At 38.5% G+C, this 22394-nt stretch carries 18 protein-coding genes and 1 pseudogene; 10 read left to right on the forward strand and 9 right to left on the reverse strand.

Annotated elements, in window-relative coordinates; genetic code table 11:
* The first annotated feature begins 320 nt into the window (after positions 1-320).
* From mreB to ACIQXF_RS19750, 7 genes are all read left to right on the forward strand, one after another.
* Positions 321-1316: a rod shape-determining protein gene (gene mreB, locus ACIQXF_RS19720; RefSeq protein WP_402786449.1), complete on the forward strand. Its 996-nt coding sequence runs from the start codon at positions 321-323 to the stop codon at positions 1314-1316.
* 21 nt (positions 1317-1337) lie between these two features.
* The gene (locus tag ACIQXF_RS19725) at positions 1338-2171 is read left to right on the forward strand and encodes a flagellar hook-basal body protein (RefSeq protein ID WP_402786452.1); all 834 of its coding nucleotides are present in this window, start codon (positions 1338-1340) and stop codon (positions 2169-2171) included.
* A gap of 24 nt (positions 2172-2195) precedes the next feature.
* Complete coding sequence (locus ACIQXF_RS19730; RefSeq protein WP_402786455.1) at positions 2196-3035, forward strand: flagellar hook-basal body protein; 840 nt, start codon at positions 2196-2198, stop codon at positions 3033-3035.
* Positions 3036-3082: 47 nt separating this feature from the next.
* Positions 3083-3367 (forward strand): DNA-directed RNA polymerase subunit beta, encoded by a 285-nt coding sequence (locus ACIQXF_RS19735; protein ID WP_402786458.1) that lies wholly within the window; start codon positions 3083-3085, stop codon positions 3365-3367.
* A 58-nt stretch (positions 3368-3425) separates the two neighbouring features.
* Positions 3426-3869 carry a 3-hydroxyacyl-ACP dehydratase FabZ gene (gene fabZ / locus ACIQXF_RS19740; RefSeq protein WP_402786461.1) on the forward strand — a complete coding sequence of 148 codons (444 nt, stop codon included), beginning with the start codon at positions 3426-3428 and terminating at the stop codon, positions 3867-3869.
* 167 nt (positions 3870-4036) lie between these two features.
* Entirely contained in the window at positions 4037-4420 is a 384-nt protein-coding gene (locus ACIQXF_RS19745; protein WP_402786464.1) for a hypothetical protein, read from the forward strand.
* 109 nt (positions 4421-4529) lie between these two features.
* Positions 4530-4934 carry a hypothetical protein gene (locus ACIQXF_RS19750; protein ID WP_402786466.1) on the forward strand — a complete coding sequence of 135 codons (405 nt, stop codon included), beginning with the start codon at positions 4530-4532 and terminating at the stop codon, positions 4932-4934.
* Positions 4935-5505: 571 nt separating this feature from the next.
* On the opposite strand, the gene ACIQXF_RS19755 is transcribed toward ACIQXF_RS19750, so the two are convergent.
* Complete coding sequence (locus ACIQXF_RS19755; RefSeq protein ID WP_402786469.1) at positions 5506-6486, reverse strand: nuclease-related domain-containing protein; 981 nt, start codon at positions 6484-6486, stop codon at positions 5506-5508.
* A gap of 95 nt (positions 6487-6581) precedes the next feature.
* The gene (locus tag ACIQXF_RS19760; protein ID WP_402786472.1) at positions 6582-7007 is read right to left on the reverse strand and encodes a YwpF family protein; all 426 of its coding nucleotides are present in this window, start codon (positions 7005-7007) and stop codon (positions 6582-6584) included.
* A 485-nt stretch (positions 7008-7492) separates the two neighbouring features.
* On the opposite strand from ACIQXF_RS19760, the gene ACIQXF_RS19765 reads away from it, so the two are divergent.
* Positions 7493-7915, forward strand: a complete 423-nt coding sequence (locus ACIQXF_RS19765; protein ID WP_402786475.1) for a single-stranded DNA-binding protein — start codon at positions 7493-7495, stop codon at positions 7913-7915.
* A 258-nt stretch (positions 7916-8173) separates the two neighbouring features.
* Here the strand turns inward: ACIQXF_RS19765 and ACIQXF_RS19770 are convergent, their stop codons facing one another.
* Both ACIQXF_RS19770 and ACIQXF_RS19775 read right to left on the reverse strand, forming a co-directional pair.
* Complete coding sequence (locus ACIQXF_RS19770) at positions 8174-10936, reverse strand: DEAD/DEAH box helicase (RefSeq protein ID WP_402786478.1); 2763 nt, start codon at positions 10934-10936, stop codon at positions 8174-8176.
* The gene (locus tag ACIQXF_RS19775; RefSeq protein ID WP_402786481.1) at positions 10933-12507 is read right to left on the reverse strand and encodes a hypothetical protein; all 1575 of its coding nucleotides are present in this window, start codon (positions 12505-12507) and stop codon (positions 10933-10935) included. Before ACIQXF_RS19775 ends, ACIQXF_RS19770 begins: the two co-directional genes overlap by 4 nt.
* A gap of 201 nt (positions 12508-12708) precedes the next feature.
* Between ACIQXF_RS19775 and ACIQXF_RS19780 the strand changes: the two genes are divergently transcribed.
* Both ACIQXF_RS19780 and ACIQXF_RS19785 read left to right on the forward strand, forming a co-directional pair.
* Positions 12709-13182, forward strand: coding sequence for a transcriptional regulator (locus tag ACIQXF_RS19780; RefSeq protein WP_402786483.1), 474 nt, complete (start codon positions 12709-12711; stop codon positions 13180-13182).
* A gap of 224 nt (positions 13183-13406) precedes the next feature.
* Positions 13407-14243 carry a flagellin N-terminal helical domain-containing protein gene (locus ACIQXF_RS19785; RefSeq protein WP_402786486.1) on the forward strand — a complete coding sequence of 279 codons (837 nt, stop codon included), beginning with the start codon at positions 13407-13409 and terminating at the stop codon, positions 14241-14243.
* 82 nt (positions 14244-14325) lie between these two features.
* On the opposite strand, the gene csaB is transcribed toward ACIQXF_RS19785, so the two are convergent.
* From csaB to ACIQXF_RS19810, 5 genes and pseudogenes are all read right to left on the reverse strand, one after another.
* On the reverse strand, positions 14326-15405 hold the full coding sequence (gene csaB / locus ACIQXF_RS19790; protein WP_402786489.1) for a polysaccharide pyruvyl transferase CsaB: 1080 nt from the start codon (positions 15403-15405) through the stop codon (positions 14326-14328).
* The gene (locus tag ACIQXF_RS19795) at positions 15405-17318 is read right to left on the reverse strand and encodes a DUF5693 family protein (protein ID WP_402786537.1); all 1914 of its coding nucleotides are present in this window, start codon (positions 17316-17318) and stop codon (positions 15405-15407) included. Before ACIQXF_RS19795 ends, csaB begins: the two co-directional genes overlap by 1 nt.
* Positions 17319-17342: 24 nt before the next feature.
* Positions 17343-18896, reverse strand: a pseudogene (locus tag ACIQXF_RS19800) (putative polysaccharide biosynthesis protein); the annotation flags it as partial.
* Positions 18893-19633 carry a WecB/TagA/CpsF family glycosyltransferase gene (locus ACIQXF_RS19805; RefSeq protein ID WP_402786492.1) on the reverse strand — a complete coding sequence of 247 codons (741 nt, stop codon included), beginning with the start codon at positions 19631-19633 and terminating at the stop codon, positions 18893-18895. The pseudogene ACIQXF_RS19800 and the gene ACIQXF_RS19805, both read right to left, overlap by 4 nt.
* A gap of 534 nt (positions 19634-20167) precedes the next feature.
* Positions 20168-22036, reverse strand: a complete 1869-nt coding sequence (locus ACIQXF_RS19810) for an S-layer homology domain-containing protein (protein WP_402786495.1) — start codon at positions 22034-22036, stop codon at positions 20168-20170.
* Positions 22037-22394: the final 358 nt, after the last annotated feature.

The following is a 22394-nucleotide window of genomic DNA, read 5'->3' on the forward strand; positions in this document are numbered from 1 at the left end:
TTGCGTTATTCATCTTAATTGAACCGCCGTATACGGATCCGTACGTACGGTGGTGAGAGAGGTCGGGGGTTAGTCACCCCCTCCTACTCGATTGTCATGGAAAGGCCATGAACTTAGTGAGTTCTTTCAAAACATATGAAAGGAAATTTAAATTTCAAAAATGAATGATGCTTTTCTATGAATGTTCATATAATTGAAAGAAAACAGTTCTATTCACTAAAATTAGGTGAAATTACCAATGGTGTATGATAAAATATTCTAGATAAAGAGATAAAATGAACGTTATGTAGTTGGAACTGGCGGGAAGGAGAATATATTGAATGTTTTCAAAAGATATTGGCATTGACTTAGGAACTGCGAACGTATTAATCCACGTTAAAGGTAAAGGGATTGTCCTAAACGAACCATCTGTTGTGGCGATTGATAAAAAAACAAATAAAGTATTAGCGGTAGGGGAAGAAGCTCGCCAAATGGTAGGGCGCACGCCAGGTAATATTACTGCAATTCGACCATTACGTGATGGTGTCATTGCAGATTTTGACGTTACGGAAGCGATGCTAAAACATTTCATCAACAAGTTAAACGTCAAAGGATTTTTAGCTAAGCCACGTATTTTAATTTGCTGTCCAACAAACATTACAAGTGTTGAGCAAAAGGCTATTCGTGAAGCAGCCGAAAAATCTGGCGGAAAAAAAGTATATTTAGAGGAAGAGCCAAAAGTTGCGGCTATTGGCGCAGGTATGGATATATTCCAACCTAGTGGCAATATGGTAGTCGATATTGGCGGCGGAACAACAGATATTGCAGTCCTTTCAATGGGTGATATTGTAACAAGTGAATCCATTAAGGTTGCAGGGGACGTTTTTGATAATGATATTTTACAATATATTAAAAAAGAATATAAATTGCTAATTGGTGAACGTACTGCAGAGGCCATCAAAATGACAATTGGTACAGTCTTTAAAGGTGGTAGAGATGAGTCTATGGATATTCGTGGTCGGGATATGGTGACAGGTTTACCACGTACAATTACAATCCACTCAGATGAAATTGAACGAGCGTTACATGAATCTGTAGCTATGATTGTCCAATCCGCAAAAAATGTTTTAGAAAAAACGCCACCTGAGCTATCAGCTGATATAATTGATCGTGGAGTTATTATTACTGGCGGTGGTGCATTATTACATGGTATGGACCTGCTTTTAATCGAAGAGTTAAAGGTACCTGTGTTCATTGCAGATCGACCAATGGATTGTGTAGCAATAGGTACAGGCATTATGCTTGAAAATATTGATCGAGTGCCTGCATCTTTATAAAAATATAATGAGGTGATTCCTTTGTTTAAAGGGTTTTATACAGTAGCAACGGGTATGATTGCACAACAAAGACGAACAGAATTACTAACTAATAATTTATCAAATGCGAATACACCAGGGTTTAAGGCAGATCAATCAACAATACGTTCATTTCCAGACATGCTAATGTCAAGCGTAGGGACAACGAATGCAACTGCCAAGCAGCAAGCGGGCTCTCAATATATGAGTCAAGTTGGCGCATTAAATACAGGAATTTATATGCAAGAAACATTGCCAAACTACATACAAGGCCAAATTTATAGCACGGATTTTACGACAGATATGGCTTTGATTGATGGATACTTACCTCAAAATGCAGATGGTGTTACTGGATCTATTTTTTTCCGTTTAGCGCATCCAGACGGTGGAGAGGCATATACACGTAACGGGAATTTTACGTTAGATGGTCAAGGTTATCTAGTGAACCCACAAGGACTATATGTTCTATCGGATACAGGCCAACGCATTCAACTACCGAATGATGATTTTCGCCTTGATGAGAACGGGGCAATTTACGTAAATGATCAGCAAGTTGCACGTGTCGGAGTATCATTTGCAGATAATCCGAACATGCTACGTAAACAGGATAATGGTTTAATACGTACAGAAAACGGTGACAACTTACCGACAGCTTATGGTGCGAATGGCGTATCATTTACACTACGTCAAAATTATCTTGAGGGCTCAAACGTAGATTCCAGTCGCACGATGACAGATTTAATGACAGCTTATCGTGCTTTCGAGGCGAACCAAAAAGTATTACAAGCCTATGATCGCAGCATGGAAAAGGCTGTTAATGAAATCGGGAAAGTATAATAAGCGAACTGGGGGCGTTTGATAATGCTACGTACAATGATTACTGCAACAAATACAATGGGACAACTACAAAATAAATTAGATACCATTAGTAACAATATTGCCAATAGCAATACTCTTGGCTATAAATCAAAAGAAGCTACATTCAATGAACTTCTTTATCAGCAATTTAATAATGATAAGCTAGACCAAGCTCAGCGTCAATCGCCTGTGGGTATCCGTTACGGTTCTGGCGCGAAGATTGGACAAATTCAGTCCAATCAAAAACAAGGCTCACTACAAACAACAAACCGTGATCTTGATGTAGCTTTCACAAAATCAAAACAATATTTCAATATTTTGATGCCAGATGGTGAAAATGGCACAAAAACAGTGTATACTCGTCAGGGTGACTTTTATTTATCACCATTAAATAATGGAACAGTAATGGTTGTAAATGCGGATGGGTATCCATTGGCAGATTCAGCAGGACAAGCTATTACATTACCAGAAAATGTGAAAAATTTTACTGTACGCGATGGGGGCGTATTAGAGGCATCATATCCAGATGGAACTAGTATTCGTACTGATTTAGCAGTGTCAGAATTCCAAAAGCCACAGCTAATGGAGCATATTTCAGGTGCTTACGTCGGATTGCCAAACAATCTTGCTCAGCTTGGATATACACAAGCAGAAGTAATCACTGAATTACAAGGAGCAAATCGTCAGCAAATTGGCATGCAAAATGGTACGCTAGAAATGTCGAATGTAAATCTTTCAAAGGAAATGACGGATTTAATCCAAACACAGCGCTCATATCAGTTCAATGCAAGAGCGGTAACTTTAGCAGACCAAATGCTTGGGCTCATTAATGGTATTCGATAGTAAATTCGTTATTACTGTTTAGTAAGGAATGAAGAGGAGTACAATCTATGACAAACGATTCACGTCCACGTTCTGTGCCGACAAAAGAAACCGATACGCCACCAGAAGAGAAGGAACGCCGCTCAAATGGAGAGCAACGTGAGGTTCGATGGGTGCAAATAAGGCTGATTCCGATTTGGCTACGCGTTGTACTTGTTCTCGTGTTAGTCGTTATTGCCGCAGTTTTAGGAGCAATGTTTGGCTACAGTGTGATTGGACAAGGTAAAGCTATGGATGTTTTCAAAACTGAAACATGGCAGCATATATTTGATATTATGAATGGTAAAGAATAAAATTATTCTTTACCATACTTTGTGTTTACATAATTTTTGATATTGAGGGGGAAAAGAAATGTTAACAGCAGAGCAAATTCAAGCAATTTTACCACATCGTTATCCTTTTTTATTTGTAGATCGTATCCTTGAATTAGAAGAAGGGAAACGTGCGGTGGGTATAAAAAATGTATCTATCAACGAAGATTTTTTTAATGGACATTTCCCAGGCTATCCAGTAATGCCAGGTGTTTTAATCGTAGAGGCGCTAGCGCAGGTGGGCGGTGTGGCATTATTAAATGCAGATGAATTCAAGGGGCGTCTAGCTTTCTTGACGGGTGTTGATAATTGTCGTTTCAAGCGCCAAGTAGTACCAGGCGATCAGCTTAAACTAGAAGTAGAGTTCGTAAAGCTTCGCGGCGCAATGGGCAAAGGACATGGAATTGCAACAGTTGATGGTGAGCTTGTATGTGAAGCAGATATTTTATTTGCAATTGGACCTGCTCAGCCAAACCAACCTTAATTTGCATTTATAGGTTAAAAGATATAAAATAGATAAGTCGAGTCAAGTCGAATACTGTCTTACTGTAATTTTTTAATGGTCCAGTAAAATTGCAATGGCGTATATGTTATTGGTAATTGGAGATATATGTAATATTTAGGCTTTACAAACGTAGGAGGATTATTAAGATGTATAAGGAATTGTCTTCAGGTGTTAAAATTAGCATTACACGTTCGATTTCAACATCTTTTGAATCATACTTAGCAAGTATTGGTTGGGATGAAAAGCACTTTTCTATGGAAGATTTCATTGCTAGCTGGCAGACTTATTTTCAAGAGAATGCCGCATGGATTGAAAAAATCCCATCAGATGTTTTGATGAGTACTAAGTTCCATGAAGAGATGGCACAAAAAATCGATGAAGTAATTGCCAAAATTTTAAATGAAGAACCGACAGCTAAGCAAGTAGAAACAATCGAGGCCTTGCAAAATGAGCTAGGTACAAATTATAGTTATGACTGTAAAGCAGAAGCAGCATACATTGAACAATTGTTAAAAGAAAAACAAAAATAGTTTGTACAAAAATCGGATAGTTCCCTCCTTTCCCGGGCAATCTATGTAGGATCACAAATGCACACGTTGTATTTGGTGACATAGCACCCATGAAAGGAGGTTTTTTACTATGTGGAAAATGTCATTTTTGGCCATTATCCTTGCTACCGTATTCCTTGGAGGATGTAACTGGGGTAACAGAGCGGTTGAAACAAGACCTGTGGAGAACGTTAAGAACGACGTTCGTCGAGGTGTAGAAGACGTTACAGAGCCAACTAGACGTCATGACCTTTACAACCGTGACGTGAATGGTGTCAACCGTAACACAGTTATTCCTGAAGCAGCAGCACCAGGAACTACTACAATGCCAGGAACAACTACAACACCTGGAACAAATGCTGATTTAAATGGTACAAATGGTTATAACAATGTACCAAATGCTAATGCTGTTCCGAATACTGGGAATGTCATTAAAGAAAAAGTTGTTGAAGAAAAAGTAGATGTTCGTAATCGTAACAACACGACTACGCGATAATATAAAAAAGGGTGTTTCCGATTTTTTTGGAAGCACTCTTTTTTTATTAAAATCCCGTGCGCGGGAGAGAAGGAAAACCCGCGGAAGAGAAGGGAATATCCGCGGGAGAGAAGGAAAAACCCGCGCGAAGAGAAAGAATACCCGCGGAAGAGAAGGGAATACCCGCGCGAAGAGAAAGAAAACCCGCGGAAGAGAAAGGAATACCCGCGCGAGGAGAAGGAATACCTGCGAAAGGAAGCCGAACCCTGCGAGAAGGTGAAAAGCCGCGGAAGAGAAGGAAAAACCCGCGCGAGAAGAAGGAATACCCGCGGAAGAGAGGGAAATACCCGCGGAAGAGAAGGTGAAAACCCGCGGGAGAGAAGGGAAAACCCGCGCGAAGAGAAGGAATACCCGCGCGAGGAGAAGGAATACCCGCGAAAGGAAGCTGAACCCCGCGAGAAGGTGAAAACCCGCGGGAGAGAAGGGAAAACCCGCGCGAGGAGAAGGAATACCGGCGGAAGAGAAGGGAATACCCGCGAAAGGAAGCCGAACCCCGCGAGAAGTGAATACCCACTTAAGGCAAAGCAAATCCTCATGAAGAGCGGAAAAATGGCAACATGTATTCCACTAAATTTTCAGGTAAATGGTAAACGCGATTTCTAAAAGATCCTGTATAGGGAAATTGAAATTTTCTAAGTAAGCGATTTGCAGCATCACTGGAATGGATATTAAAAAATTCACGTAACTGTTTGTTGGTAATTGTCGACCTAACTAAATATCGATAATCTTGTAAAGCCTCAGCAAAAATTTCTGCGCTTTCGTAGTGACAGCGTGAGCATATCCAAATACCACGGGCATAATGCATTTGAGACTTATACTGGCAATTTGGACAAAGTACGCCTTGACGAAATCGTGAAGGATCAATAGGGGGCTGAGCTTTCGAAGGATGATTCCTTTTAAGAAGTTTTTGAACAAATTGTGTTAACTGATCCTCGCTTAAAATAGCTTGTGGATATTTTTTAAAAAGGGAGTGAAGATGTTTTTGAAGTCCTGAAACATGGAAAATGGGGATAGTGTTTGGGTGACTTGCAATGATAGCAGAGGGATTAGAAATGATAACTGCACCCTCAATGGGGATAGAATAGTTTTGGGAAATAACTTTAAGGAATTCCAAATGTCTTTGTGTCTGAGTAAGTGCGTTAGGAAATCCTTCAATTGTTCCATCTGCCTTTGTACGTATACATTGATGAGTAATATCGTCAAAATCAAGTCGTCCGCTGATATTTTTAATTTCAATAACTAGCATAAAATTAGTGCAAATGAAAAGTGTATCTATTTGATGTAAATGCTGTGCGGAGTTCATTAAAATTACATTATGCACTATGGAAAAAGTATAGGGGCATACTAATTCAAGCCATTCACGGTCAACTCTCCTTTCACCAGCGAAGCCTGCATCTACTCTTCGTAATTGTTCATTATAATAGCTAAAGTCTGAATCCTCTTCTAACAACCTTCTCTTTAAAGCCTCAAGCCATAATAATTGTAACGGCTTTTCTCTAGTAGCAAAATTCAAGTATATGACCTCCTTTGATTTTTAAAGCGTATTTTACCTTAAAATCTCTGTCTGTCCAATAAAAAAATACGATGCAAGAATTTGCATCGTTAAATTCAATCATTTTTTAGTTTTGGTCGCTCTTTCATATCATGTGAGAAGCGGTCCAGTAACTTATTTAAAGAAACTCCCTCGGCTATCAGTTCAGCAAGTAATCGCTCAGCATATTTTGAGCGTTTTGCTTTTAATGTACCTTTTAAAAGTACAGTAATGTGTTCTCCAATCTCTTGAACAGTATGTACGACAACCTGGAAAGGTGCGGGCTCATTATCTGGAAATGAAATAACTGCACGTGCATTAAAGACAGTAGCATTTGCTAAAAGTTCATCGAAGGTTGAACGATATTGTCGGTCCATAAACAGTTCAAGAATCCAAGATTGATGGCTGTTTTCCTGGTTAATAATAATGCCATCGACTAAAGGAAACGATTGTATGCCATCTATTGTGACAAGGTCAAAGGAAAGCATTTTAAATGTTTTCATTATGTATTATCCTCCTAAGTCGGTCATCCTTTTTAGTATAACATATTCAAATATCTCTTGTTTACGATAGGGCCACGCTAAAATAACTCACAGTTTAACTTATTTTAGCGGCTGTCCAAACACCCGCTGAAATAGAGAAACTCAGTCTAAAAAACGCCTCGTCCTGTGGCAAACAAAACCATGTTGCTGCCACTACGCTTTCGCACAAAAAACATCTGCTGGCCTAAGTACAAAGCCGATTCCGGACGTAATTATGCCGAGGCAAAATTGATAAGAAACTTTGAAATTACATATTTCAAGATTTAGCATTTGCTATTACAGCCAAAAGCATTCTAACACATAAATGATTAAATTATTGAAAAGTAAAAGTTCCAATATAGTCAATTTATGATTGAAAAACAAGGGAAATGATAAAAACCGACTTTTGCCATAGTTCGATTCATTCTTGTAAGATGAAAGCAATCAAAAGGAAAGGAGGTGAAACAATGAATCAAGTCGGACTGGTTGGAAGGTTAACAAAAGATCCTATGTTACGACATTTATCTGGAAATCGTGTACAAACACATTTTTCATTAGCCATCAATCGCAATTTTAAAAATAGTCGCGGGGAAGTGAATGCAGACTTTATTCTTTGTACAGTATGGGGAAGGCTTGCAGAGCATATCGTCAAATGTTGCAGAAAAGGCTCATTAATTGGGGTAAATGGACGCATACAATCAAGGTCTTTTGTAAATGAAGAAAGCACGAAGATTTTTATTACAGAAGTAGTCGTGGAAGATGTCCGATTTTATCAGCTTAAGTCTAGAGATAGTGAAGAGGCTATTGCATCGGTGCAGCCACCTGATGAGCTAGAAAGCTTAAAGGATTTTGTTCTACCTGAAGAAGAAGCGAAATTACCAGTAGTATAGCATCCAAAAGGTTACATACGGAGCAAGTGTCAAGTTATCTGATCCGCCATTCTCCTATATTACTTGCACCGTCATGAATTTAGAAAGGAGTGATGTATACCATTCATGAATAAAGTTCATTGCTGAAGACCGCACAGCAATGATCAGTTTCACACAACTAAATATGAAATATGAAGTAAGTAGGAAGAAGTAAAATAATGTCCACTGATATTCTCGAAACGAAAAGAACGCCAAGAGCGTATGGCTCTTGGCGTACAATTAATAATCAAGCGTCATTAAATCACGAAGCTCCTGATCTTCTAACTCGGTTAACCATTGGCTTGATTGAATTAATTCTTCTGATAATGCAGATTTCTGCGCCAGCATTTTATCGATTTTCTCTTCAATTGTACCGATTGTCACAAACTTATGCACTTGCACAAATTGTGTTTGCCCTATTCGGTACGCACGATCTGTCGCTTGATTTTCAACGGCTGGGTTCCACCAGCGATCTGCGTGTAAAACATGATTGGCAGCTGTTAAATTTAACCCTGTTCCACCTGCTTTTAAAGAGAGGATGAATATAGGGAAATCTCCTGCCTGAAAAGCCTCTACTAAGCGGTCTCGTTGCTGCTTAGGCATTGCACCTGTTAAGAACGGTGCATCTACATTATATAATTCACTTAAACAATGCTGTAGTAATTGTCCCATCCCGATATATTGTGTGAAAATGAGGCACTGCTCGCCATTGTCCACGATTTCTGCTGCCATCTGCACAATACGCTCTAATTTTATAGAGCGTGTTAGCATTGTTTCAGCATCCTCGAAAGGTTCTTTTAAATACAAGGCAGGATGATTACATAATTGCTTTAACTTGCTAAGCATTTTTAAGACGCGACCTTTTTTTTGAAAGCCTGTTAATTGCTCAAGCTGATCGAGCGTCTCTAAAATATAGCCTTCATATAGAGATGCTTGCTCAGCTGTTAATGGGCAATACTCATGGGATTCTTGTTTATCCGGTAAGTTAAGCTGTAAATGTGGATCACGTTTTGTACGACGAAGTAAGAACGGTTGAATCTTCGCACGTAACTTCTGTTTATGCAATTCTGATTCATCTCGCTCTATCGGTAAAATAAATTCTTCGTTAAAGCGGCCAAAGCTTCCTAAATAACCCTTGTGAATAAAGTCAAAAATCGCCCATAGCTCTGATAAACGGTTTTCAACTGGTGTACCTGTCAGAGCAATATGATGTGTACCATGTAATTTACGAATGGCCTTTGACTGGAGTGTTTGCATATTTTTAATATTTTGTGCTTCATCTAATACAACCGACGTCCAATCCAATGCCTGTAAAAATTCAATATCCTGAGAAACCGTGCCATAAGTCGATAAAATCACATGTGGTTTTTCTCTTTCGACTAGTTGTTTAAATACATCCTCTTTTGCTCGATTGGCTTGATAATGCGTATGCACAATCAAGGAAGGAGCGAAACGAGCAAGTTCCTTTTGCCAGTTGCCTAGCACTGAGGTAGGACAAATAATAATTGATGGATTAGTAGCATCCGTTGTTTCATAAATATGAAGTAAATATGAAATAAGCTGTACCGTTTTACCAAGACCCATATCATCAGCAAGACACGCGCCAAAACCTTGTTCCCGCATAAAGACAAGCCATTCAAAGCCTTCCTGTTGATAGGGGCGTAATTCGGCCTGTAAAGTTATTGGAACGGGTACTGCTGGAAGACCCTTTTTCTCTTGAAGCTGGTCCATATAGGATTTAAGAGATTGCTGTAATTCGAAAGCAAAAATTGGATCGTCTCGCATTGCATCATCAGCATCCTCTTCCTCAAGAGGTAAGGATAAGTCCTCAGGTAGCTCACGAAATAATAATTCACGAACAGTCCAGCTCTCATCTTCGGCCTGCTGCATCAATGCCCGCATTTCTTGCATCCAGTTGGCATCAACTCTAAACCATTCGGTACCAATTCGTATGAATTCACGTTTCTCATCAACAAGTTTTTTAAATTGCTCAGGCGAAATGGATTGTCCATTCATAGAAAACTGCCATTTAAATGTTAAAATATCATCTAAGCCAGCTACCTTTTTGGCTGCCACATTGCCAGTACTTACACGAACACGAACTTTTGATTGTTTTAAATCCTTGAGCCAAGCTGGAAGTACAACGTCAAAGCCAAGTGCTTGTAATCTCGCTAAATCCTCACGTAAAAATGTTCGAACTTGTAAATCCTCAAGCATAATGCGGATGAAAATATCGCTACGTAAATTTTCAACTGTAAGAAGATCTACAATTTGCGCTTGTTGTTGTTCAATAGCATCAGCGGACATCTGCCATTTTACCGGTAATGCTTCTGCAATTGATAGTGATTGTTTTTTTACAGCTGGAGTCCAGTGGTTCTTTGATGTAGCAGTGCTAAGTACCGTTTCTAAAAGCCAATCATCTGAATCTTCCTCAGGTTCACTTAAGCGTAAGGAAACAGTAACTGCACCAGCCTGTCTTTCCTGCTCTAATGGCCAGCCACCACGCAAGAAAAACGGCATTAGCTTTGGTAAATCAGACAGTAAAAGACCAACATGTGCCAGTTTTTGCTGCACGGCTTTTTCTAATAATGCTGTGTCTATATCGTCAATAGAAAATGTTAGTGAGGAAAAATCATCTGCAATAACAGCATTCGACCAGAGTATTGGCTCTTGCCAGTACAATTGCAAAGCTGACACTTTTTCTAACAACGCATTACTTTCCGCATTCATTCCACGCCATTCAATAAAAGGATGCTTGTGGCGAGGAGAAAAAACATCAAGAAGCTCCGAGGTGGAAACTTCAACGGTATGATCCGTTCGATTGCTTAATACACCATAGATATTAGCTTCATAGTTAAAGAATAATGAAGAAATAAGCGAATCTACTCTCATTGCCGTACCATCGACAGTAAAGGCCTGTAATGTATAATATCCTTCCTGAGATTCTTCAATACGAAGTTCTAGATTTTTTGAAAATGGGGAAGGAGCATTTATAGTCATCATACTAAGTTTCCTTTCTCAATCTCTTCCTGTAATGCACGAAGTCGTTTAAACTCTGCACGAATTGTTAGCATATAGGTTTCAAAATAGGCAGTTTTGCCAGCTCGTTTTGCGGCACTACGCATGCTTTTCCAAATTCGTACTGCTTGCTTATAGTTCATACGTGATTTCTGCGTAATTTCAGCCATTGCAAATATATGATATAAGGGCAATACCGTTGCAGGAGCAACCTGTAGAACTTCCTTTAATCCACACATTTCTAAATAAGAAAGGGAGGATGGATTTAGCTGATGAAGGGCTGCCCATTCACGATAACGTCCTTTTTTAATAAGAAAGAATGAAAATGGCTGAAGCCCGTAAACACCAAAGGCACTATATAATATAGCTTCCTCTTCCTCAGTAAGCTGTATATCCTCGTACAAAAGCTGAAATTGTCTTACGTATTGTGCACGTTGAACAACCGGTACAGTTTGCTGTAAAAAAGCTTCGGTGAATGGTAGCATCGCACGCAATATAATTGTCTGTGCTTGTGTCTCTCCAGCACGCTTTGCAAAATTAGCAAGTTCATAAAAATCCTGCATGTGTTGCAATTCAATATGTGCAATGTTCTCTTTCAATAATTGCTCTTTTTGTAACAGCACATAAAATAGCATTTTTAATGACTGTAAGGAAATTTCTGATGAAGGATTTTCAAGCTTATTAATAAGCGTTAATTCCTGCTCTCGTCTTGGTCTCTCATAAAAAAGCACTGCCCAAAGTAGCATATAAATTTGTAATCGATTAGCATATAATCCCTGACGCTCCAATAAAAGCTCTCTGACCAGCTCTTGAAGTGCATCATAAAATGGGTCAGTAGCAAAAAGTCGTGATCGACCAGTTAGCTCTGTCAGTATGCTCTCAAATGATTGGACACTTTGATCGATAAAGTATTTCATATAAGGTGACTCCAATGAATGTCCTGGTGTTTCATTTAGATGACGCCATATCATATTAAAGATGGATAGCTCTATATAAAGCTTATAAAGTGGCTGCCACTCGCGCTCAAAAGGTAAATGTTTACGAAGCCTATCTAATGCATCTGTCCGTATAGCTGAAATGCCGTAGCCCTCTAAAATACGGCCAGGTGGTAATAAACGCTTCATCACTTCATTGACCATCAATTGCCAGCTTTCTGGACTTCGCTCATCTGCTAATGTTTTAAGTTGCACTGATTTTTGAGAGCGCCATGCACTAGACCAATTTTGAACTGAATCAAAATATTGATAGAGGGCAAGCAATGCTCCTACCTGATGTCTACACCATTTAGGCTGAGGACAGTTACAGTGTAACTCATCCTTTGCAAAATCAATTTCAACAGAAGCAGGTCTGACATCCTGTACGCTTGCATATAATATAGAACTTGCTCCATTAAAACGTTCAAATATAATTGACTTGTTCCGTACTGAAAAAACAGCACGACGCACTAGCTCTTCGTCTTCAGTAGAAGAAGGATGTAATGCTTGTTCAGCTCCCTTTAATTTGGTAAGGATAAATTCCCGGTGTTCTTTAGCTATTTGGGAAATCGATAATGCCATAACCTCACTCCTTTCAAATTATTTGGCTAGTGGCTATATTTTTTGAGTATAAGAAAAAAGACTGTCCTTCCATTATACGATTAAAATCCGTACATGATAAGCTGAATGATTAGAAAGAAAAAAATCAAGTTAAAGATAGTTAACAAGATAATTAATTTGTGTTAAAATCTGAATAATCAGATAACTAAGGAGGGATGAAGGATGATGCAAGTTCAATACATGAAGCCATTTTACACAAAAATTACTGGAGACAAACTGCGTCTCGTATTTGCTTATCAATATTTCTCTATATTAAAAGAGAATGAGATTTTTCATTTCATTCCCATAGAAGGTAAAGAGATGGTTATCAACTTGAATACACAACAAATTGAAAATTTATCTGAGGTATTTGTTTTCCAAAAGGGGAATCGTTTTATTCGACTACCTCTATACCAATTATTACTAATTACAAATGTTCATGAGCATTTAGCGCCAATTCTTGAAAACGCTACACCGAAGCCTCAGATACCACTTGTTTCTTCTGTGACTGTTGGCGAAATAGATCAGCTCATTGAAGAACTAGAGGACAAAAACATTGATTATTTAATCGATCAGGCATTATTAGACAACAATAAAACTCTCTTTTTTGAGCTGCTACAACAAAAGGGCCATCAACTCGGAGGTTTCGAAAATTGAATACACAGTATTGCAATTAAGCATCTACTTTTCGCATATGAGAAGCGGGTGCTTTTATACATTGAAGATTTTGCAGATTACTCATCTAGGTCTAAAGTCGAAACTGTAAGAACTAATTAGAAAATTTTACTATATATAACCCGATAAATTAGAATACATTACCAAAAACAACTTAAAAGATTGTTATGTAGACCGATATAAATGACAATAAAGGTGGTGAAATCATGCTTGGAAAGTGGTCAGCGACGGGTATGTCGATTTTAAATAATATGAATAGACATTACGATGCAATGAGCAAGGCAATGTTGCGAATCTCTACAGGCTACCGCATTAATAGTGCAGCAGATGATCCGGCAGGACTTGCTATTTCTGAAAAAATGCGTGCACAAATTCGTGGATTGAATATGGCAGCGAAAAATATTCAGGATGGTATTTCACTTGTTCAAACAGCTGAGGGTGCACTTAATGAGACACATGCAATGATTCAGCGCATGCGTGAGCTAGCAGTGGAGGCAGCTAACGATACATTGACAGATAGTGATCGACAGCAGCTTGATTTAGAGTTTCAGGAGTTAAAAAAGGAAATTCAGCGCATCTCAAAAGATACTGAATTTAATACAAAGACATTACTGAATGGGGATTATTCTTCAAACGGTATTAAAATTCAGGCTGGTGCCAACTCAGGTCAAAGTATTGAGTTATTCATTAACGATATGGGAGCTGGAGCACTGGGCTTGGATGATACGACATCCATCGCTACTCGTGAAGATGCCAGTAAAGCCATTTCCACAATGGACGAGGCTTTAAAACGTGTGTCAAGTGAGCGCTCAAGATTAGGGGCTTATCAAAATCGTTTGGAGCATGCTTATAATGTGAATGTGAACACTGCGGATAACCTACAAGATGCAGAGTCACGCATTCGTGATGCTGATATCGCTAAAGAAATGATGAATATGGTAAAGGCACAAATTCTGATGCAGGCAAGTCAATATGTAATGGCTATGCATATGCAACAGGCGCAGTCCATTTTAAAATTATTAGAGTTTGATAGAAAATGGTGAATCTCAATACCTATTCACCATTTTTTATTTTGGGAAAATAAAAGAGTACAGTTGGATGATTTCCAATTGTACTCTTTAAGCTTTATGCCTTTGTAAAAGCCTCTAACGCTAATTTTGCTGTTGTTGCCGCCGCATCTTGGAATGCTTGAACTTTGTTACGCATATTTTCTTGAACGGTCGTTAATTGTTCAAGTACTTTTGTAGATTGTTCAAACAATAAAGTCCCGTCCCAATCATCTACTTCAACATGTCCAACAATTGGTTGATCTACAATGTCAGCAAATGCATCGATTTTCGGGTCATAAGAAATCGCAATAAATGGGGTAGAGTAGATGGCTGAGAAAATTAATGAATGCAATCTCATACCAATTAGCAATTTAGACTGACCAATCACCGCAATTTTTTCTTCGATCGATAAATCGCCAGGTGCTATCATACTCTTTTCTTGCATAAGTGCAGCTACTTCTTGTGAAGATTTTGCATCATGCTCACCATGCATCGGCAAAAAGACAATTTGTTCACCATGACGTACTAATTGATCTAGGCTGTTCGCTATTTTTTGCTTGTAATCTACCGCTGTAGGCCAGTCACGAACACTTATAGCAATATACGTATTGGCTGATAAGGACTCTTCTGCTAACCATTTACTATGGAAGGTGCTACCGTTGAGTCCAATCACCGGATCTGGCACGACTAAAGCCTCGTTTTTGACACCAATCTCTGTTAAAAGAGACTGTGAGGCTTTATCTCTTACCGTTATTTTTACTTTATTAAAGGCTTTGCGGACAATAAATTTACTTAAAGGATGATTGATTGGGCCCATGCCTTGAGCGTAAACAAATACAGGTTTTTTCAACCACTTCGCTATTTGAATAACGCCCGCATAGTAAGGAATCGTCTTCATTCCTGTTTGGTCTTGCATGAGGCTACCGCCACCACTTATGAGTCCATCTGCTGTTTTTAGTACTTGTCTGATTTCGTTCATTTTCCAACGATTTACGGCCTTAACACCATATGTTTTTTCAGTGGCCGCTGGATTATTCGATAATACGGTAATGTCTATATCACTCTGACATTTTCGAAGTGCCTGGATAATGGAAAGCAGTATCGCATCATCGCCAACATTATCGAATCCGTAGTAGCCAGACAATACAACATGCATTATGACCACCTCGCGATTGCTTTAGAAATAAAACGGTAACCTATCTTGAAAATAAAGATAAACACTAGTCCTATAACAAAACCAAGTGAAACGCTATAAAGTGTACGTAATGCCGACACAGCAACAGGGATGTGTAAATGTGTAAAGGTATTAACGATAGACAAGAATCCAATTACTCCTGGTACAAGAAGGATACTGCCCCATTTTCGATTAATGCCCATCACATATAGCCCTAAAACAAAGAATGGGAAACCAATTAAAAATTCCTTAGTTCTTGGTCGAACATATAGTATGTTTTCAAGCCATTGTCTAAAAGCCAATTCTAAATTACTAACGGAACCAGAATTACCTGTTCTACTGATATAGAATAATCCTACTCCTGCAACGACAATTAGCAGTAAAACATGCCAATATTTTAATTCTTTATTTAATAATGTCACAGTATTCGAAAGTGTCTTCTTTAGATTTTGGTCAACTAGACGGTTGAGTTCCAGCATCACAAATAATAAGACACCTGCGATTGGAATAATATAAACAAGTTTAACGCCTTTAAATACTGCAAAGCCTGTCATAAATGCATTACCATTTAATAGCCCAATGACAATAACGATGCCAATGACGCTAATACCTACTGCCTTCAGATATTGTAATAATATCGGAACAATTTTAGTAGATCCTTTTGCTGTTTTAATGACTGCATAAGTTGGTGCCATGACTGCAATGATTAACGCGAATGCCTGTAAGAAAAGAGTACTTTTCAGAAGGAAGTACGCGATAGCTATAGCACTCATAAATACAACTGCTGTTATACGAAGTGGCATCCATTTCACTAGCTCTGATACAAGGTAAGTAAATAATATACCTGCTAATAAAACAAGTGCCGTTACCCATGTTGGTACCGCAACAACATCAAATAGTTTTGGAGCACCAGGATTGAAATGATTTGGCATTTGCTTATGAACACCAGTTAAATAATCAATGGTTTCCGCCAAGTTTTTCTCAGCATTACCTTTTGTTTTAATATGATAGAAGATAGATCGAATATTTCGCTCTTTCACTGCGCGTGTTGTACGATCAATGCTTGCATTAAGGGTCAACTTTGTCTCTCTGTTGACATTGATGCTGTGCAAGCGAATCATATGATAATCTGTACTTTTTGCAATACTGGCTTCACCTTTAAGGGGATTGCTTTCAATTGTGTAGAAATAATAGCCTGCCTTACTTAGCTTTTCAATAAATGCATTACCTGAATTCTGTCCAAATCCGATGGCCTCATCTCCTGAACCAAGTAAACGGCCAGCAGAGGCATCTTTTAATTCAAGCAATTGTGTAACGATTTTTTCGTTGGCTACTTTATTGTCTGCATTTTCTACTTTAAAGATATGAGACAGACCATGCTTATTGATCATCTCAATGGCAGGCTTATCGTAACCAATTGGTGTTTTTAAATCATAATAATGGTTTGAACTCGGAAGGAAATAGAAAGACTCATCTCCTATTTGTACTTCTTCAGGCTGAATGCTGTCCTTAATGAGCTGTTGATAGCTTGCATTTTCAGGAACGCTAATATAGTATCCACCCTTATTGATATCAATAACACCTTTATAAGGAGTGAAACGTAGTTGTGCCGCTAATTCATTTTCTTCGTAAATGGAAACCATGTTTTGACGTTCCATTTCCTTCAATGTTAAAGGCTCTAGGCTAACAGTTGTAAGCCCCGCATCTTTTAAAGAGGAAAGGATTTTATCCATTGTTAAATCGCTTTCCTTATTGACTACTTGAATTTCATCATAAGGAATAACTATTTCATAGGAATCATTCGATTGCTCTGCATTCCATCTCATCATGATGCCAGGTGAAGAGACGATGAGCAATAGGACCACAATTCCCCAAAGCCATTTCTGTTTCGACATAAATTTTTTACCTCTCTTAGTTATTGAAACCTTTTTTCCGATAATCGGGATTTTCTTCAAATCTTGTTCATGAATGGCATTCATTAGCCATAATAATAGGGAATAAATGACACATCCGATGGCAATCGCAACAGCTAGATAACCCATTGCCCACAGTCTTGACCACTTTGCAATATCAAACCAAAGTGTAGGTAAACCGACAGCAGCCCCCATTAGGATAGACGATAGGATGATTTTGATTGTATCTTTCCCAAATACAGTGAAGCGAATTGCACGATAAATAAAAATAGAATTTACAATAAATAACACAAAGTAAACAAATAATGTTGCATAGGCAGCCCCATCTAATCCGAAGGCCTGGATAAAGAAGATGTTTGAAAATACCTTTAATACAACGCCACCAATAATGATGATGGCACCTGTTTTTGCAGCATTCATCCCTTGCAAAATCCCTGTACCAAGTAGTGTCAGAGATGTAAAGACAGAGCTAAGGTTAATAATTGCTAACATTAAGCTTCCCTCTAAGTCTGTGAACAGAGCAAGGTTTAAAGGTAAGGTTAATGCTAGTAAACCTAAAGCAGCTGGCCAGGAAATGAGATGAGTAATACGGTGCGTTTGCTCAATAATCCCACGTGTTTCATCTAATTTACGTTCGGCTAATTTTGTCGTAATCAGTGGAACTAGCGGTAAAATGATAGAGGACGCAAAAACAGTCGTAATCTGAACGAGCGTTAGTCCTCGCCCATAAATCCCATATAGGAAACTAATTTCACTTGCATCAGCGCCAGCACTTCTCAAGCCATACGATACTGTAAAGGAGTCGACAAAGTTAAATAGTGCCATTGTGACAGAACCTATGGCAATCGGAATCGATATTTTTAAAATCGTCTTACTAAACATGGAGAAATCGGAAAACTTATATTTTTCCTTGCTAGTCACTTTTACAGATGAGCGGAAATATTTAAAGCGTAAATACAAAAGAGATGCAACAGCCCCGAGTACAGAGCCTGCCATAATACCCCCAGCAACAATGTCATTAGAATAATCCATTGCAACTAGGAAATAAGCAACGATTAAAATTAGAGCAACACGCACTAACTGTTCAATTACCTGAGAGATCGCAGTTGGACGCATATCCCCATAGCCTTGGAAAAATCCTCGATAGACAGCCATATAAGGAGCAACGAGCAATGTAAGGGCAACAACAATTAACGCAATTTGTGTTGACGGGCCACCTAAAGCATTTGCGATTTCAGTTGAAAAGCCATAAATGATGGCAAAACTTAAGACGCCAAAGGATAGCGCAAGGATGCTTGCTGTGACATAAATTTTCTTCACTTTGTCTGTATTTTTTTGGGCATTGGCCTCCGCAATAAGCTTGGAAATGGCAATAGGGATTCCAGCAACCGATAAATAGAGTGCTACCATATAGACTGGATACACAAGGCTGAATATACCAAGTACCTCATCGCCGGCTATATTTTGTAGCGGAATTCGGAAAATACTACCAATGACTTTAGAAAGCAACGTAGCAACTGTTAGGACAAGTGTGCTTTTGACAAATGTTGACTGACTCATTTTGCTGTTCCCTGACCTTTAATTTTTAATGAAAAAACCTTTAACGCAAATCGAGGAAGGACTAGCATTCTTCCAAAACGACTTGGCTGACGAAGCAGTCGATAAAGCCATTCGAGATTTAATTTTTGCCAGATCATTGGAGCACGTTTAACTGTTCCTGCAATGACATCAAAGGAACCACCAACCCCAATAAAAACACCTTTGCTAAATTGCTCTAGATTTTCGGTAATCCATTTCTCCTGTCTTGGTACACCTAATGCAACAAACACAAGATCTGGTTTCAATGCCGCGATTTCACTCGCAATATCATTGTTGTTCCAATCAAAAAATCCATCATGATAGCCTACTACGTCAACATTCGGATATGTTTGATGAATATTCTTCACAGTCTTTTCTATCGTTTCTTTTTGCGCACCTAACAAATAGATTTTAAAGTGCTTTTTATTGCCAGCTTCTAAAAGTCGTACCATCGTGTCGTAACCAGTGACACGCTCAGGAAGTGAATCACCAAGTATTTGCGCAGCCTTTACAACGCCAATACCATCTGCACAAATGTAAGTAGCTTGTTTTAGATAATTCATGACAGTAGGATTTTCATTTGCCTGCATCACGACTTCTGGATTTGCGGTGATGACGAATGTTTTTTCTTCATGTTCAATACGATTTACGAGTAAATCAACAAACCCTTGCTGATCAATATGTAAAAAGGGTACGCCCATAATCGTTACATGCCTCATATAGTGTTCAAACCTTTCTGTAATTCCATTTCACTTCTTTCAGCGGGTGTTCTGACACCCGCTGAAAGAAGTGAAAGCCTCCGGCGGATGTCACAGAATCGGAAAGGAGTTCTTTGTGCAAGCACAAAGCCGATTCCGGACGTAATTATGCCGAGGCATAATTATCTGCAATCTATCATACCACAAAAGCAATATTGACAGGAAATTTTCGATGAGGGTTTGACAATGTCACGAGAAAAATAATATGGGGGAAATAGTGAGGGAGTGGGGAGAAAAGGATTGAAGTTGTTCCCGCAATATTGGAAAGGATTAGCCCAATCTAATACCTTTCAGAAAATGATGAGAGCAATAAGATAATATGAGAATATAAGCCTAAAAATTTGAGTTTCTTCTATTATATATAGCATATAAATATTTCAGAAAAATAAGCGTATCATCATGGGGGAATTTGAGCTTTTTGAGGATATAAATAATGGGGGTATATAAAGAAAGAGTGCAAACATCTTTTGTTTGCACTCTACTATTCTTAAAAAACTATTTTGAATCAAGGGATTTGTTATTTACAACATAATCACCAAAAACCCATCCTGTTTTGCCATTAAAGATAACCTGATACCAGTTACCGTTTTTCACAAAATCACCATTGTCATCTACAACACCCATGATAAAGCCCTTTGGATTTACTGTACCTAAAATGGCAGATGTAGTAGATGGCTCGCTTCTTACATTCAGCGTGATGTTCATATCGACAATCTGCAATCCATTTTTCAGATTGACATATTCATTGAATACCCAACCTTCTTGTCCATTTGCTTTGACTTTGAACCAACTACCATTTTCACCGAGTAATGTGAACGATGTATCCTTTGGTAATGTCGTGATGATAGAAGAAGCATCCGTTGTATTCGGGTAGGTTCTCATATTTAGATTAATCGTAGCCTGTCCAGTTGCCCCAGCTAATGCAGTATCTACCGCATATTGCTTTGCAGGGGTAGGTAATGAAGTAGGGGAAGGCTGGCTTTGATAGACGGGAACGTCAAATACTAAGTTAGTCGTAGTGTCGGCACCAGTTATTTCATAAATGTCATAAATCTTTTGTGCTTGGAGCACTGCCCACATAACATGAGTGGCATACTGATGGACTGTTGGGTTATCAGGATTCCAACGCATTTTATACAATGTGTCTTGCCCTTTACTAATATATTGATCTTTCACAAATTGTGCCCCACCAATAATGGCATCATTAATCGTAAACCATCCATTTGTATAAGCACGCTCAGCACCATATTTATTGGCGTTTGCATCGATGGCCCCAATGCCATATACATTGTATGTTTTCTTAATATCAGTCAGGCTATCTCGGTTTTCAGTTGTTACCATGACGGGTTTGCCGCCCTTATCCAGTCCAACTTCAATACCCTTTGCCAGTGCAGAAGCTCCATTGGCTGTTTCATGTAATGCATGTGATACCAAATAGATGGCATTCACATCATGATCAACACCTGCCTGTATAAAGGCATCAGCTGTACCGACTAAGCTTCCTTTATTAGAGAGAACTTTTTCATTTATCACTTTTGCATTTAAATTATTAACAGCCGTCGATAATTTTAAAAATTGATAATAGGAAGGACTATCCTGCATAAAAGTTTTAGGGTGTACATAGTATGACACTAGTGCGTCGCTAGCTGTAAAAATGCCAGCACCATCTACTTTTGGATTATTATTTGCCTGTCTACCTACCACTGTCGAGTAGTCCTGTGAGTAGTTAGTAGTGGTATATTGCTTACCACCAACTTCAGGCGTATCTAAATGTATTAATCGATAAAGCACAGTAGCTGACTCAGCACGAGTTGCTTGGGCAAGTGGCGCAAATAAATTATTCGGTTTACCAACAATCAGCCCTAATGACACTACGGCTTGTACATCGCTATAGGCCCATTTAGCAATACTAGCATTGTCATTAAACTTAAGAGGGGAGGCAGTCGTCTTAAAGTTTAGATAATCGAGAGCTCTTTTTAGCATGGAAGCCATTTCCTGACGATTAATGTTAGCCTTTGGATTAAAATGCCCCTTGTCATCACCTTTGACTATTTGATAGTAACTGGCTTGCTTAATGACGTCGTAATACCAATCGCCTTCACGAACATCCGAGAAGTTCGGCTTAACAGATACTTCTGGTAAGTTTAGTGCTCTTACGAGGAATGCAGTGAATTCGGCACGATTGACGGAATCATTCGGGCGATAATTGCCTTGATCATCACCTTTCATTAAATCATGTGTAATTAAATAGTTCATTTCATAGTAGGCCCAATGCTTAGAAATATCTTCTGCCGCAACATTTGTAGGTGCTAGATATAACATCGCAATAAGCATGGCCCCGACAATAGAGAGTTTACCTTTCATTCTTTAAGCTCCTTTCAGTAGTTGATAAGATCCTATCAAACTACCAAAAGTTTAGCATAAAAAGAGCCAATCTATTATTACAACATGGGAACAGATGCATTTTGTCAATAATTAATAATGAAGAAAGTCTTTCTTATTGAAAGAGTATACTTTCATCCTATGAAAAACATGGTATATATTTCTGTTTCTTTACAAATATGACTATTTAATTACAGTGATCTTTAATTTTTGACAATTTCGTATCTATTCAAGAAAATGCTTGGATAATAATGAGAGTCAGGTATAATAGGTAACGGAACTATATGTTACCAACCAAAAAGAGGTAATAAGATAGTTGGGAGTATTATGAATACCATAA

Source organism: Lysinibacillus sp. NPDC097231, from assembly GCF_044761885.1.
Classification (GTDB): domain Bacteria; phylum Bacillota; class Bacilli; order Bacillales_A; family Planococcaceae; genus Lysinibacillus.

Coding starts and splice junctions, on each gene's coding strand:
- ACIQXF_RS19765 (WP_402786475.1), top strand. CDS start 7,493: ATGAATCAAGTCGGACTGGTTGGAAGGTTAACAAAAGATCCTATGTTA.
- ACIQXF_RS19785 (WP_402786486.1), top strand. CDS start 13,407: ATGCTTGGAAAGTGGTCAGCGACGGGTATGTCGATTTTAAATAATATG.
- mreB (WP_402786449.1), top strand. CDS start 321: ATGTTTTCAAAAGATATTGGCATTGACTTAGGAACTGCGAACGTATTA.
- ACIQXF_RS19805 (WP_402786492.1), bottom strand. CDS start 19,633: ATGAGGCATGTAACGATTATGGGCGTACCCTTTTTACATATTGATCAG.
- ACIQXF_RS19735 (WP_402786458.1), top strand. CDS start 3,083: ATGACAAACGATTCACGTCCACGTTCTGTGCCGACAAAAGAAACCGAT.
- ACIQXF_RS19770 (WP_402786478.1), bottom strand. CDS start 10,936: ATGATGACTATAAATGCTCCTTCCCCATTTTCAAAAAATCTAGAACTT.
- ACIQXF_RS19810 (WP_402786495.1), bottom strand. CDS start 22,036: ATGAAAGGTAAACTCTCTATTGTCGGGGCCATGCTTATTGCGATGTTA.
- ACIQXF_RS19760 (WP_402786472.1), bottom strand. CDS start 7,007: ATGAAAACATTTAAAATGCTTTCCTTTGACCTTGTCACAATAGATGGC.
- csaB (WP_402786489.1), bottom strand. CDS start 15,405: ATGCATGTTGTATTGTCTGGCTACTACGGATTCGATAATGTTGGCGAT.
- ACIQXF_RS19730 (WP_402786455.1), top strand. CDS start 2,196: ATGCTACGTACAATGATTACTGCAACAAATACAATGGGACAACTACAA.
- ACIQXF_RS19780 (WP_402786483.1), top strand. CDS start 12,709: ATGATGCAAGTTCAATACATGAAGCCATTTTACACAAAAATTACTGGA.
- ACIQXF_RS19750 (WP_402786466.1), top strand. CDS start 4,530: ATGTGGAAAATGTCATTTTTGGCCATTATCCTTGCTACCGTATTCCTT.
- fabZ (WP_402786461.1), top strand. CDS start 3,426: ATGTTAACAGCAGAGCAAATTCAAGCAATTTTACCACATCGTTATCCT.
- ACIQXF_RS19795 (WP_402786537.1), bottom strand. CDS start 17,318: ATGTCGAAACAGAAATGGCTTTGGGGAATTGTGGTCCTATTGCTCATC.
- ACIQXF_RS19745 (WP_402786464.1), top strand. CDS start 4,037: ATGTATAAGGAATTGTCTTCAGGTGTTAAAATTAGCATTACACGTTCG.
- ACIQXF_RS19775 (WP_402786481.1), bottom strand. CDS start 12,507: ATGGCATTATCGATTTCCCAAATAGCTAAAGAACACCGGGAATTTATC.